Source organism: Nocardia sp. NPDC005825 (assembly GCF_040630175.1).
Taxonomy (GTDB): Bacteria; Actinomycetota; Actinomycetes; order Mycobacteriales; family Mycobacteriaceae; genus Nocardia.
Genome location: NZ_JBEXXC010000005.1, coordinates 417,513 through 430,547, shown reverse-complemented (window position 1 = coordinate 430,547; position 13,035 = coordinate 417,513). Strand labels below are relative to the sequence as shown.

The following is a 13,035-nucleotide window of genomic DNA, read 5'->3' as shown; positions in this document are numbered from 1 at the left end:
GGTTCAGATCGGGAATTCGACATCCGTCAACCGCTCGGACAGCTCCCAGAGCTGCCGGGCGGTTTTCTCGTCGTGGGAGGCGGCATTGGAGCCGACCCGGGTCGGGTGGCCGCGCCAGTTGAACCGGTCCGGCCCGTAGTAGGCGCCGGGTTCGACGTCGGCGGTGGCCGCGTACAGGGTCGGCAGCGCGCCCATGGCGGCGCTCTGCGCGATCAGCCGGTTGCCCAGGCCGACCAGCTGTTCCAGCACGTTCTGGGTCTCGGAGCTGATCTCGGTGGCGGCGTAGCCGGGGTGCGCGGCGACCGCCAGCGTGGCCGATCCGGTGACCGTGAGCCGTCGCTGGAGTTCGTAGGTGAACAGCAGCATGGCGAGTTTGGATTGCGCGTACGCGCCGAACCGGGAGTAGGCGCGCCGCTCCCAGTTCAGGTCCTCCAGGTCGATGCGCCCGATCAGGTGGGTGAGGCTGGAGGTGTTGACCACGCGCTCCGAGATCCGGTCCAGCAGTAGGCCGGTCAGCGCGAAGTGGCCGAGATAGTTGGTGCCGATCTGCAATTCGAAGCCGTCGGCGGTGGCCCGCTGGGGCACCGCCATCACGCCCGCGTTGTTGATGAGCACGTCGGCCCGGTCGACGGTGTCGGCGAAGGCGCGCACCGAGGCCAGGTCGGCCAGATCGAGGGCGCGGATGTGGACGTCCCCGGGCATGGTGGCGGCCACCGCCCGCGCCTTGATCTCGTTGCGGCAGGCCATGATCACGCGCGCTCCGGCGGCGGCCAGGGCGCGCGCGGTGGCCTCGCCCAGGCCGCTGGTCGCTCCGGTGACGATGACGATCCGGCCACTCTGGTCAGGAATATCCGATTCGTTCCACCCACCCATAGGTGAACTCTATGACGGAACGGCTCTCAGCGCGCGGCGAGGGCCTTCTTGTCGATCTTGCCGACCGCCGTCACGGGCAGGGAATCGGTCTGCCGCAACACATCCGGGAGTTTGTAGGTGGCCAGGCCGCGCTCGGTGAGGAAGGTTTTGACGGCGGCCAGGGACGGCAACTCGCCCTCGGTCACCAGGAACACGCCGACCTTCTCGCCCAGGGCCGCGTCGGGCAGGCCCACGGCGGCCGCGTGCCGGACGCCCGGGTAGGCGAGCAGGTGCTCCTCGAGTTCGTCGCAGGAGATGTTCTCGCCGCCGCGGTTGATCACGTCCTTGATGCGGCCGGACACGATCAGGTGGCCGCTGGGCAGGCGGCGCACCAGGTCGCCGCTGCGGTAGAAGCCGTCGGGGGTGAAGGCGCGGGCATTGTGCTCGGGGGCGCGGTAGTAGCCGCGCAGCGTGTAGGGGCCGCGGGTGAGCAGTTCGCCCTCCTCGCCGTCGGCGACGTCGCGGCCGTGCTCGTCCACCACCCGCACCTCGTCGGCGGGTGCGAGCGGGCGGCCCTGGGTGGTGCACACCAGGTCGTCGGAATCCTCGGCGCGGGTGTAGTTGAGCAGGCCCTCGGCCATGCCGAACACCTGCTGCAGGCGGCAGTCCAGGGCGGGGGCGACCTCGCGGGCGTTCACCTCGGCCAGTTTCGCGCCGCCGACCTGGAGCAGCCGCAGCGAGGACAGGTCCGCGTCCTCCCATTCGACTGCCGCGCACCACAGTTGGGCCAGCGGCGGCACCACGGCGGTGACGGTCACCCGGTGGCGTTCGATGGCGGCGAAGGCGCTCTCCGGGCTGGGGTCGGTGACGAAGGCCATGGTTCCGCCGGTGGCGACGGTGCCGAGCACGCCGGGGCAGGCGAGCGGGAAGTTGTGGGCGACGGGCAGGGTCGCGAGGTAGACGTCGCCGGGGCCGAGTTCGCAGACCGCGGCGCTGGCGGTGGCGTTGTAGACGTAGTCGTCGTGGGTGCGGGCGATCAGCTTGGGCAGCCCGGTGGTGCCGCCGGACACCAGCATGAGCGCGATGTCGGAGGCGTCCACCTCGGGCAGCGAATCACCGTCGGCGGGAATCGAATCCAGGTCGGTGAACGGCCCGGGTTCGCCGAGGATCAGGATGTGGCGCAGGTCCGGGAGCTGTGGGTGGATCTCGGCGGCCAGCGTGCGGTAGTCGAAGTCGCCGAGCCGGTCGGCCGCGACGTAGGCGACCGCGCCGGAAAGCCGGGCCAGGTGCTCGATTTCGGCGCGGCGGTGCGCGGGCAGGGTGAGCACCGGGATGATTCCGGCGCGCAACAGGCCGAACAGCAGCGGCAGGAACGCGGGGGTGTTGGGCAGCTGGACCACCACGCGGTCGCCGGACCGGATGCCGAGCCGCAGGAGGCCGTGCGCCATCCGGTCCGCGGCGCGGTCGAGGTCGGCGTAGGTGGCCGGGGCGCGGCCGGGCTCGTCGCTCAGCAGCGCGGGTCGTGTGGGCCACTGCCGGGCGGCGTCGCGCAGCAGTTCCCCGAGCGGGCGGCCCGCCCAGTAGCCCTCGCGCCGGTACCGCTCGGCGAGGTCGGCGGGGAAGGCGACGAATCCGTCGCGGTGGCCCGCGGCGGCGGGTGCGGTCGTTGTCACGGCTCTGACCTCTTGCTGGTAAGGGTGTCCTTGCATAGGTTAGGCAACCCTATCTCAATGGGTTACGCTTCTGCCCATCGATCCCGTCGAACAAGGAGTACCAGCGGAATGGAGTCACCCCAGGGGCCGTCGGCGAGCATCGCCCGGGACGAGATCCGCGCCGCCATCGCGGGACACCTCGGTCTCGAACCGGCCGATATCGCCGACCACGACGACCTCATCCAGCTCGGCCTCGACTCCATCCGCACCATGAAACTCGCGGGCGCCTGGCGCAAGCGCGGCCTGGCCGTGAACTTCGCCCAGCTCGCCGCCGAGCCCACGGTCGCCGCCTGGCACGGACTGCTGAGCGGGACCGGCGAGGAGAACGCCGCGGAGGCGAATCACGAGGCCGCGCAGACCGATTCGGGTCAGGAGCCGAGCGGCGAGCTCGCCGCGGTCGGTGCCGCGGCGGCCGATGACCTCGGCGCCGGCGTCGACGACGGCGCTCCGTTCGCGCTCGCGCCCATGCAGCACGCGTACTGGATCGGGCGGTCCGACAGTCAGCAACTCGGCGCCGTCGCCGCCCACCTCTACGTCGAATTCGACGGGGCCGGTGTCGATCCCGCCCGCCTCGGCGCGGCGGTCGAGGCGCTGGTGCGGCGGCATCCGATGCTGCGCACCCGGTTCCTGCCCGACGGCACCCAGCAGACCCTGGAACGCCCGGGCCGGGACGTCTGGAGCGTCACCGACCTGCGCGACGCCGCGCCCGAGGCGGCGGAACGGGCACTGGAGGAGCTGCGGGACCGCCGGACCCACCAGCTGATGGCCGTCGAGGACGGCCAGGTGGTCGATATCGCACTGACCCTGCTGCCCGAGGGCCGCACCCGGCTGCACCTGGACGTGGACATGCTCGCGGCCGACGCCATGAGCTACCGCATCCTGGTCGCGGACCTGGCGCGCCTGTACCACGGTGAGCAGCTGCCGCCGCAGGACTACACCTTCCGCGAGTATCTGGCCGAACACGCCGGTCCCGCACCGGAACACGCCGCCGACCGCGCGTGGTGGCAGGCCCGCCTGCCCGAGCTGCCGGGCGCGCCGGAACTGCCGCGCGCCTCCGAGGCCGCGGTGGCGGAGCCGGGGGAGCGGGCGGCGCGGACCGTGCGATTGCACCGCTGGCTGTCGCCGGAGGCCAAGGGCCGCATGTTCGCCGCGGCGCACGCCCGCGGCATCACCCCGGCCATGGCCTTGGCCTCGGTGTTCGCCGAGAGCATCGGCGGCTGGTCGGCGCAGCGCCGGTTCCTGCTGAATCTGCCGCTGTTCCACCGGGAGCCGGTGCACCCGCAGGTGGACGGCGTGGTCGGCGACTTCACCTCCTCGGTGTTGCTGGAGGTGGATGTCACCGAGCCGGCTACCGTCACCGAGCGTGCCCGGGCGCTGCAGCGCGAATTGCACGCCGCCGGAGCGCATTCCGGTTACACCGGTCTGGAGGTGCTGCGCGATCTGGGCCGCCTGCGCGCCGAACCGGTGCTGGCCCCGATCGTCTACACCAGTGCCATCAACCTGGGCGAACTGTTCGCCGACCAGGTCACCGACACCTTCGGCGACCCGGTCTGGATCATCTCGCAGGGCCCGCAGGTGCTGCTCGACGCGCAGGTCACCGAGGTTCGCGGCGGCCTGCTGCTGAACTGGGACGTCCGCTCCGACGCCTTCCCCCCGGCCATGGTCGAGACCATGTTCACCCGCTACATCGACGCCGTCCTGCGCCTCGCGGGCAGCGACGAGCCCGGTCCGGACGCCGACGCCGCGCCCGCCACCGCCGGTTTCGGCGGCGCGGGCTGGGACGCCGAGGCCGCGGTGCGAATTCCCGTGGAGCAGGCGGTGGTTCGAGCCCAGGTGAACGCCACCGACGGCCCGGTCAGCGGTCGCGCCCTGCACAGCGGCCTGTTCGACCACGCCGCCGCGAACCCGGACGCTCCGGCGATCGTCTGGGAGTCCGACGGCGTCGATGTGCCGGGCAGGGCCGCCGCGGCGCGGGACGGCGGTGAATCGGGCGCCGGCGCAAGCGTTCTCACGTATCGCGAGCTGGCCGCGCAGGCGCTCGCGGTGGCGGGCGCGCTGCGGGCGGTGGGCGTCCGGCCGGGCGACGCGGTCGCGGTGCAGTTGCCCAAGGGCCCGGATCAGATCCTGGCTACCGTCGGCGTGCTGGCCGCCGGAGCCGTGTACGTGCCGATCGGTTTCGACCAGCCCGACCGGCGGCGCGCCGAGATCCTGCGCACCGGCGCGGTCGTCGCGGCGGTGACCGCCGGCGGCGAGGTGCCCGGGCTGCCGACCGTGGCGTTGCGCGCGGCGCGGGAGTACCCGGAGCCGTTGGCGCAGGCCGTGATCCCGGATCCGGAGGCCATCGCCTACGTGCTGTTCACTTCGGGCTCCACCGGGCGGCCCAAGGGTGTGGAGGTGCCGCACCGGGCCGCCATGAACACCATCGACGACCTGAACGAACGCTTCGGGATCGGTGTGGATGATCGGGCACTGGCCCTGTCGGCGCTCGAATTCGACCTGTCCGTCTACGACATCTTCGGTCTGCTGAGCGCCGGAGGCGCGGTGATCGCGCTGGATGAGGGACAGCGCGCGGAGCCGGGCCGCTGGGTCGAGCTCATCCACAGCCATCGGGTGTCGGTGCTGAACTGCGTCCCCAGCCTGCTGGACATGACGCTGGAGGCAGCGGCCGGGAAACCTGTGGATAGTTTGCGCATGGTGATCCTGGGCGGCGACTGGGTCGATGTGGCGCTGCCGGGCCGCCTCGCCGCGGTGGCTCCCGGCTGCCGGTTCGCCGGGCTGGGCGGGGCCACCGAGACGGCCATCCACTCCACCATCCGCGAGGTCGTGAACGCCGAGGTGCCGCCGGAGTGGTCGGCCGTCCCGTACGGCACTCCGCTGCGCAATGTGCGCTGCCGGGTGGTCGGCCCGTCCGGTCAGGACTGCCCGGACTGGGTGACGGGTGAACTGTGGATCGGCGGCGAGGGTGTGGCCGCCGGATATCGCGGGGATCCGGAGCGCACCGCCGACCGGTTCGTCACCCACGACGGCCTGAACTGGTACCGCACCGGCGATCTGGCCCGCTACCTGCCCGACGGCTGCCTGGAATTCCTGGGCCGCGCCGACCATCAGGTCAAGATCCGCGGCTACCGGGTGGAACTCGGCGAGGTGGAGAGCGTGCTGCGCGGCCTGCCGGGCGTGCGGCACGCCATCGCCGCCGTGGTGGGCGCGGCCGCGCCGAAGCTGGCCGCCGTCCTGGTGGCCGACGACGGCGTCGCCCTGGACGTCCCGGTGCTGCTGGAGGCGGCCGCGAATCTGTTGCCCGCCTACATGATTCCGGATCGGGTGGAGACGCTCGCCGAGCTGCCGTTCACCTCGAACGGCAAACCGGATCGCAAGGCCATCGCCGGGCTGCTGGCCGAGGGCGAGCGGGCGGGCGAATTCGTCGCGCCCCGAACCGATGTCGAGCGCGCCGTGGCCGACATCGTCGCGTCGGTGCTGGGCCGGGAGACCGTCGGCGTGACCGACGACTTCTTCGCCCTGGGCGGCGATTCGGTGCTGGCCACCGCGGTCATCGCCCGCGTGCGGGACTGGCTGGACTCCCCGGACACCGTGGTCGCCGACTTCTTCGCCGCCCGCACGGTCGAGGGGCTGACCGCGCGGCTGCTGGAGCGGGAACGCCGGGCCGGCGCCACCGGCCGGCTCGACGGCGTGGCCCGCCTCTACCTGGAGGTGGCCGCCATGTCCGACGACGAGGTGCTCGCCCTGTCCTGACAAGCGTGATCCCCGCGCCTTGCCGGAGGGCGCGGGGATCCACGGCAGGTCTCTCAGTGCGCGGGCGGCAGCGTGCAGCCGTCCTTCAGGATGCCGAGATCGTGCGGCAGGCGGTAGCAGGACGGATCGTCGGGCAGCACCGCGTGGAACCCTTCCAGGAAGAAGGTCGCCACCAGGTTGACGACGATCACGAGCCCGAGGAAGCCGAGCGCCGCCGCGCCGATCATCCGGTGCGGCGCCGCCGGAATGGTCTCGGCGGCGGTCTCGTACGAGAACGACAGCACCACGCCGACGGTCGTGATCGCGGCGACGAACAGCACCAGCGCCCAGATGTACAGGTGCAGGCCGAGCACCGCGCCGCCGTAGCCGGGATCGCCGGGGAGGATGTGCAGCATGGTCTGCCGCCAGGCCGTGAACCCGCCGCCGAAGCAGGCCACGATGGCCAGGCCCCACCCGGTCATGTAGTCGCGCCGGGTCAGCCGCCCGGTCATGCCCTTGCGCACGATGTAGGCCCCGCCGAGCGCGGCCAGGATCATGAAGTACCGCTGCAGCATGCACAGCGGGCAGGGATAGTCCCAGGTGCCGAACTGGACGCCGAGGCCGCCGCAGACGACGCCGGTCCAGCCGACGACGAAGATGACGGCCAGCCAGTACTGGATCTGCCCGGCGAAGCCACCGCCGCGCGCGGTCTCGACGGGCTCGGTGCCGATATCGGTCACCATGTCAGCCCCAATCCCAGGCTGCTCGTGATGTGGTACTTCAGGAGTCCGGCGCAGACCAGCGCCACCACCCACCAGGCCGCCAGTACGGACCGGCGGGAGCCCTGTTTCCAGATCAGGACCAGAATGCCCAGCAAACCCGCGAGTATCAGGGTGTCCATGGTCGCGGACGCTACCGCTCACCCAGGTCAAAGGGGATGAATAGGACACGGACACGCCGCGCTCGGCCACCGCCCGGGACGGTCGGCAAATCCCGCGTCCGGGAACGGTTCACGCCGACATCGGACGTGCGCGCCTCCGCGCACCTAGACTCGACCCCGTGAGCGGCTGGGACATCTCCGACATCCCCGATCAAGCGGGCCGGACCTTCATCGTCACCGGGGCCAACAGCGGGCTGGGCGCGGCCACCGCGCGAGCGCTCGCCGGCGCGGGCGCGAAGGTGATCATGGCGTGCCGCAATGAGGTGAAGGCGAGAGCGGTGGCCGATCGGATCGGCCCGAACGCCCAGGTGCGCCGCCTGGACCTGGCCGACCTGGCCTCGGTGCACGAGTTCGCCGACTCGGTCGAGGGCGCGGACGTGCTGATCAACAACGCGGGCGTGATGGCGGTGCCGCTCAAGCGCACCGCCGAGGGCTTCGAAATGCAGATCGGCACAAACCATCTCGGCCATTTCGCGCTGACCGGGCTGCTGCTGGACAAGATCCGCGACCGGGTGGTCACGCTGTCCTCGGGCATGCATGCCATCGGCCGCATCGACCTCGAGGACCTGGACTGGGAGCGGCGCAGCTATCAGCGCTGGGCCGCCTACGGCCAGTCCAAGCTCGCCAACCTGATGTTCGCGCGGGAACTGCAGCGCCGCCTGACCGCCGCCGGATCGGCGAAGCTGTCGGTGGCCGCGCACCCCGGCTATGCCGCCACCGACCTGCAGGGGCACACCGAGTCGATCTACGACACCCTGATGTCGATCGGCAACCGGCTGTTCGCGCAGAGCGCCGAGATGGGCGCGCTGCCAACGCTGTTCGCCGCCACCGCCGAGGTCGAGCCGGGCGGCTTCTACGGGCCCACCGGGCTGCGCGGCATGCGCGGCTACCCCGGGCCCAGCCCGTCCAGCGCCGCCTCCAAGGACGAGGTGACCGCGCGGCGGCTGTGGGAGCTGTCCGAGCAGCTGACCAAGGTCAGCTATCCGTTCGTGCGCCGCTGAACCGAAATCCGGGAGCATCGCTGAGCCGAAAGGCGGGGGTTGGTGAGCATTCCATTCGATCGACGGGATCAACTCGACAAGATCCAGCAGGGGTTGATGCAGGGCGAGCAGATCCTCGCCGTGTACGACGCCATCGGGGTGGGCACCGGATTCCTGGGGCTCACCGACCGGCGGGTCATCATCCAGGACAACTCGTTCGTGGGTAAGAAGATCGCGATCACGTCCATCCCCTACGCGCGGATCTCGAGCGTGAGCATCCTGACCAACAAGTCGTTCGCGGGCCAGTTCTTCTCGTCGGGGCACATCGCCATCAGCACCGGGCACCACACCTACGAGGTGGAGTTCCGCGGCGACGACAAGACGCGGCACGTGCACGACGTGATCCTGCACTACATCCTGCACTGACCCGGGCATCCCATCAGCTGGGACGCCCATCCCAGCGACAGTGTCGTACGCCACAGGCACGACAATGGATCTCTGGTACAGTGCCTGGCATGCAGCGTCAGTATTTCTGGTTTAGCCAGCCGGCCCCGGGTGGGTCGAGCGGCGTGACCTCGCGCTGACATCCTCCACCCCGAGCCGGACGAAATCAGACCGGCTCCAAGGGGTTTCGCAATTCTCCGTGGGTCGGCCTGGGACAAGGAAAACCAGCCATGACCACCACCGCCGATCTCGAACGGCATGCAGATCTCGATGACCAGCGCACGCTCAGCGTCAGCCCGCTGAGCTCGCCGCGCGAGGTCCGTGCCGCCCACCCGATCGACGACACCCTCGCCGACACCGTGCGCGCCGGCCGCAAGGCCACCGTCGACGTGCTCAACGGGGCCGATGACCGCCTCATGGTGATCGTCGGCCCGTGTTCGGTGCACGATCCCGAAGCCGCCATGGACTACGCCCGTCGCCTGGCCGCCAAAGCCGCCGAACTGGACGACCGCCTGCACGTGGTGATGCGCGTCTACTTCGAGAAGCCGCGCACCACGCTGGGCTGGAAGGGCCTGATCAACGACCCGCACCTGGACGGCAGCTTCGACATCAACACCGGTCTGGACCTGGGCCGCCGCCTGCTGGTCGACATCACCGCGCTCGGCCTGCCGGTGGCGTGCGAGTTCCTGGACCCGATCACCCCGCAGTACATCGCCGACCTGGTCGCCTACGGCGCGATCGGCGCCCGCACCGCCGCCAGCCAGGTGCACCGGCAGCTGTCCTCGGCGCTGTCCATGCCGGTCGGCATCAAGAACGGCACCGACGGCGACGTGCAGGTCGCGGTGGACGGCGTGCGCGCCGCGGCCGCCTCGCACGTGTTCCCCGGCACCGACCTGGACGGGCGTTCCGCGCTCATCCGCACCGCCGGCAACCCGGACTGCCACGTCATCCTGCGCGGCGGCTCCAACGGCCCCAACTTCGACGCCGCCTCCTGCTCGGAAGCCCTGCTGCGCCTGGAGAAGTCGTCGCTGGCCCAGCGCCTGGTGGTGGACGCCTCGCACGGCAACTCCAACAAGGACCACAACAAGCAGGTCGACGTGGTCACCGACCTGGCCGAGCGCATCGCGGGCGGCGAGGACACCGTGGTCGGCCTGATGATGGAGTCCTTCATCGTCGCCGGTCGCCAGGACCTCACCCTCGGCAAGCCGGAGGACCTCACCTACGGCCAGTCCATCACCGACGCCTGCATCGACTGGGACACCACGGTCGCCCAGCTGGAGCGCCTCGCCGACGCGGTCGCCCAGCGCCGCGCGGCCCGCGCGTAGTTCCCCGATCCGATAGACCCGCACCCGGGCGCGGCGAGTTCGCCTCGCGCCGAACGCATCCGGCGTGCACACTGAGTTCGGCGCACACCCAGTCCGGCGGGTGTGCGCCGAACGCTTTCCCGGGGTTTCGACTGGTCAGAGGTCCGCGGGCCAGTGCGGGCTCGGGGTGTCGGGATCGGTGCGCAGCCGCCCCGCCACCCAGATGTCGCGGCGGACACCGCGTTGCGTGCCGCCGCCGCGGATCAGGCCCTCGTAGTGCATGCCGATGCGGCGGGCCACGGCCGCGGACGGATGGTTTCCGGTGAAGGCCCGCCACTCCAGGCGCTCGAAGCCCAGCGTCTCGGGATCCAGTCCGGCGGCCGCGACCAGCCGCGCCGACCGGGTCATCACGCCCGCGCCGCGGGCGGTGGGGGTGAGCCAGAAGCCGATCTCGGCGGTCTCGTCGTCGCGGCGGGGGTAGAGCGGGCTCAGGCCGATCATGCCGACCACCGGGCCGTCGGCCGCGCCGCGCACCGCCCAGGTGGGGCTGCGGGCGGCCCAGCCGGGGCCGACGACGTCGTAGATGAACTTCTCCGCGTCGGCGCGGTGGTAGGGGACCGGCATGGTGGTCCACGCGCCGATCGAGGGCTCCTGGCACAGGGCGGTGATGGCGTCGATGTCGGAGACGGCCGGCGGCGACAACCAGACCGTGCCGTCGGAGAGGAATTCCGCGTCCATGCGGCCATGCTGTCACGGAATCGGGCATGGGCGGCCGGTAATTCGCGGTGACCGCCCGCGAGGCTGTCGGCGCCCGGCCGTAGGATCGGAGAGATGGTGGCGGTTCTCCTGGCCGACTTGTTCGAAACGCATCGGCCGCATCTGGTCTCGGTGGCCTACCGGCTCACCGGGAGCGTGAGCGACGCCGAGGACGCTGTGCAGGAGAGCTGGTTACGGCTCGCCGCGGCCCGCCAATCCGAGATCCACGACCTGCGCGCCTGGCTCACCACCGTGGTCAGCCGCCTCTGCCTGGACCGGCTGCGCAGTGCGGCGGTGCGACGCGAAACCTATGTGGGGCAATGGCTCCCGGAACCGGTGGTCACCTCGGTGACACCGTCCAGCACTCCCGATCCGCTGGCCGCGGTGATGCGCAAACAGGAGTTCCGGTTCGCCGCCCTCGTGGTGCTGGACACGCTGACCCCGCCGCAGCGGGTGGCTTTCGTTCTGCACGACGGCTTCTCGGTGCCGTTCACCGAGATCGCTGACATCCTGGACGTTTCCGTGGACGCCGCGCGGCAGCTCGCCACCCGGGCCCGCAAAGCCGTCGCGGACGCGCCGGAACCGGCCGCCGATGCCGAGCACGAGGCCGCCGTGCGGACCCTGCTGGACGCACTGGCCAGCGGGAACGTCGACGCCGTGGTGGCGGCGCTGCATCCGGACGTGCGCACCGTCGGCGACGGCGGCGGCAAGGTGTCCACCGCGGTCAATGTGGTTGCCGGCGTGGACAAGAACGTGCGCCTGTGGCTGGGGCTGTGGCGCAAGTTCATGCTGGTCGGCGCGGGCGGCGGCCCCGGCGATCCCGCGCCCGGCCGGGAACTCGAGCCGGTCCTGGTCAATGGGCAGCACGGCATCCTCGCGCACTCGATCCCGGCCCGGGACGGCAATGCGGGCAATCCGCGGCGGGTGTACGCCTTCACCGTGCGCGACGGCAAGGTGTGGGGCGTCTACGACGTGGTGAACCCGGACAAACTGAGCGGCATCCGGCTCCCGCGCTGACCTGGCTGTGCGGTGAATCACCGCCGCCGGCCGTTCTCCGCGATGGATTAGGCTCCGGACATGCCGCGTATTCCGACCGTCGCCCGTCTGCAGCCGTTCGCGTCGACGATCTTCGCCGAGATGACCGAACTGGCCGTTCGCCACGGCGCGGTCAACCTCGGCCAGGGCTTCCCGGACAGCGACGGTCCCGCGGGCATGCTCGAGGTGGCGCGGCAGGCCATCGCCGACGGCTTCAACCAGTACCCGCCCGGCCGTGGCGTGCCCGCGCTGCGGCAGGCCATCGCCGCCGACCGCGCCCGCCGCTACGGCACCCACTACGACCCCGACAGTCAGGTGCTGGTCACCGTCGGCGCCACCGAGGCGATCGCGGCGACCGTGCTCGGCCTGGTCGAACCCGGCGACGACGTGGTGCTCATCGAGCCCTACTACGACTCCTACGCGGCGGCCATCGCCCTGGCCGGTGCGCGGCGCCGCACCGCCCGGCTGGTGCCCGACGGCGACGGCTTCGCCCTCGACCTGGACAGCCTGCGCGCCGCCATCACCCCGAAAACCCGGCTACTGCTGGTGAATTCGCCGCACAATCCGACCGGCACCGTGCTCTCGCGCGCCGATCTCACCGCCATCGCCGAACTCGCCATAGAACACGACCTGTACGTCATGTCCGACGAAGCGTACGAGCACCTCTGCTACGACGGGCACGAGCACATCAGCCTGTCCACGCTGCCCGGCATGTTCGAGCGCACCATCGTGATCTCCAGTGCCGCCAAGACTTTCAGCGTCACCGGCTGGAAGATCGGCTGGGCCTGCGCGCCCGCCCCGCTGCTGGACGCGGTGCTGGCCGCCAAGCAGTTCCTCACCTTCGTCGGCGGCGGCCCCTTCCAGCCCGCCGTCGCCCACGCCCTCGACAACGAGCAGCAGTGGGTGGCCGCGCTGCGCGACACCCTCGCCGAGAAGCGACTCCGCCTCTCCGCCGCGCTGTCCGAGGCCGGTTTCGGCGTGAAACGCAGTGACGGGACCTATTTCGTCTGCGCCGACATCACCCCGCTCGGTGCGTCCGACGCCTACGCTTTCTGCCGTGAACTGCCCGAGCGTCTCGGCGTGGCCGCGGTGCCGGTCAGCGTCTTCGCCGACGACAAGGCCGCGTGGAATCACCTGGTGCGCTTCACCTTCTGCAAGAAGGAGGAGACCATCGCCGAGGGTGTGCGCCGTCTCCGGGCCGGACACCAGGCCGAAGCGGTGCGCTGACTCTGACCCCGGTGGCCTCCGGTCGGGGGTCCAGTCGGTGGTGAGTGGACCGCGAC

Annotated in this window: 11 protein-coding genes; 6 read left to right on the top strand and 5 right to left on the bottom strand. The window is 71.2% G+C overall.

Features of this window, described 5'->3' with window-relative positions; translation table 11 throughout:
* Positions 1-3: 3 nt before the first annotated feature.
* Positions 4-873, bottom strand: a complete 870-nt coding sequence (locus ABZ382_RS16975; RefSeq protein WP_357089542.1) for an oxidoreductase — start codon at positions 871-873, stop codon at positions 4-6.
* A 26-nt stretch (positions 874-899) separates the two neighbouring features.
* Positions 900-2,525, bottom strand: a complete 1,626-nt coding sequence (locus ABZ382_RS16970; protein ID WP_357089539.1) for an AMP-binding protein — start codon at positions 2,523-2,525, stop codon at positions 900-902.
* Between the two features lie 108 nt (positions 2,526-2,633).
* Between ABZ382_RS16970 and ABZ382_RS16965 the strand changes: the two genes are divergently transcribed.
* The gene (locus tag ABZ382_RS16965) at positions 2,634-6,314 is read left to right on the top strand and encodes an amino acid adenylation domain-containing protein (RefSeq protein WP_357089536.1); all 3,681 of its coding nucleotides are present in this window, start codon (positions 2,634-2,636) and stop codon (positions 6,312-6,314) included.
* A gap of 53 nt (positions 6,315-6,367) precedes the next feature.
* On the opposite strand, the gene ABZ382_RS16960 is transcribed toward ABZ382_RS16965, so the two are convergent.
* Both ABZ382_RS16960 and ABZ382_RS16955 read right to left on the bottom strand, forming a co-directional pair.
* Entirely contained in the window at positions 6,368-7,036 is a 669-nt protein-coding gene (locus ABZ382_RS16960) for a disulfide bond formation protein B (RefSeq protein ID WP_357089533.1), read from the bottom strand.
* A complete protein-coding gene (locus tag ABZ382_RS16955; protein WP_357089531.1) occupies positions 7,030-7,194 on the bottom strand; it encodes a DUF5993 family protein in 165 nt (54 codons plus the stop codon). The genes ABZ382_RS16960 and ABZ382_RS16955 overlap by 7 nt, the downstream gene beginning before the upstream one ends.
* A 158-nt stretch (positions 7,195-7,352) precedes the next feature.
* On the opposite strand from ABZ382_RS16955, the gene ABZ382_RS16950 reads away from it, so the two are divergent.
* The 3 genes from ABZ382_RS16950 (at position 7,353) to ABZ382_RS16940 (ending at position 9,982) form a co-directional block, all read left to right on the top strand.
* Positions 7,353-8,234 (top strand): oxidoreductase, encoded by an 882-nt coding sequence (locus ABZ382_RS16950; protein WP_357089529.1) that lies wholly within the window; start codon positions 7,353-7,355, stop codon positions 8,232-8,234.
* Positions 8,235-8,276: 42 nt separating this feature from the next.
* Positions 8,277-8,639: a PH domain-containing protein gene (locus tag ABZ382_RS16945; RefSeq protein ID WP_357089527.1), complete on the top strand. Its 363-nt coding sequence runs from the start codon at positions 8,277-8,279 to the stop codon at positions 8,637-8,639.
* A gap of 248 nt (positions 8,640-8,887) precedes the next feature.
* Entirely contained in the window at positions 8,888-9,982 is a 1,095-nt protein-coding gene (locus tag ABZ382_RS16940) for a 3-deoxy-7-phosphoheptulonate synthase (RefSeq protein ID WP_357089524.1), read from the top strand.
* 135 nt (positions 9,983-10,117) lie between these two features.
* On the opposite strand, the gene ABZ382_RS16935 is transcribed toward ABZ382_RS16940, so the two are convergent.
* Positions 10,118-10,699, bottom strand: a complete 582-nt coding sequence (locus tag ABZ382_RS16935; RefSeq protein ID WP_357089521.1) for a GNAT family N-acetyltransferase — start codon at positions 10,697-10,699, stop codon at positions 10,118-10,120.
* Positions 10,700-10,792: 93 nt separating this feature from the next.
* Between ABZ382_RS16935 and sigJ the strand changes: the two genes are divergently transcribed.
* Both sigJ and ABZ382_RS16925 read left to right on the top strand, forming a co-directional pair.
* The gene (gene sigJ / locus ABZ382_RS16930) at positions 10,793-11,734 is read left to right on the top strand and encodes an RNA polymerase sigma factor SigJ (protein WP_357089518.1); all 942 of its coding nucleotides are present in this window, start codon (positions 10,793-10,795) and stop codon (positions 11,732-11,734) included.
* Positions 11,735-11,794: 60 nt separating this feature from the next.
* Positions 11,795-12,979 carry a pyridoxal phosphate-dependent aminotransferase gene (locus ABZ382_RS16925; RefSeq protein WP_357089516.1) on the top strand — a complete coding sequence of 395 codons (1,185 nt, stop codon included), beginning with the start codon at positions 11,795-11,797 and terminating at the stop codon, positions 12,977-12,979.
* Positions 12,980-13,035 lie beyond the last annotated feature (56 nt).